Source organism: Streptomyces hilarionis (genome assembly GCF_024539675.1).
Taxonomy (GTDB): Bacteria; Actinomycetota; Actinomycetes; order Streptomycetales; family Streptomycetaceae; genus Streptomyces; species Streptomyces hilarionis.
Map to the genome: position 1 here is coordinate 1 of NZ_JAHHIT010000865.1, position 243 is coordinate 243.

Consider the following 243-nt stretch of genomic DNA (forward strand, 5'->3'; position numbering starts at 1 on the left):
GACCTGATCGTAGGCCGTGATCTGAATCATTGCGCTTCCGGGGCGCACGGTTGTGATGATCTTTTTGATGCCCGCCAGTTCACGTAACTTTTCTTCGGTCGGTCTGGCTAGCAAATTTTCTATGCGCTCTGCCGGCATACCCGGAAAGTAAATTGCAACAAGCGCGTCACGAATGGTGATCGTTGGCTCCTCTTGGGAGGGGAACCGCAGGAACGTTAGTACGCCGCCTATCAAAATCAGAAG

At 52.7% G+C, this 243-nt stretch carries 1 protein-coding gene; it reads right to left on the reverse strand.

Features of this window, described 5'->3' with window-relative positions; translation table 11 throughout:
- A partial coding sequence (locus KMS84_RS40595) for an efflux RND transporter permease subunit (protein WP_256921663.1) occupies nt 1-243 on the reverse strand: 243 nt, incomplete at both ends.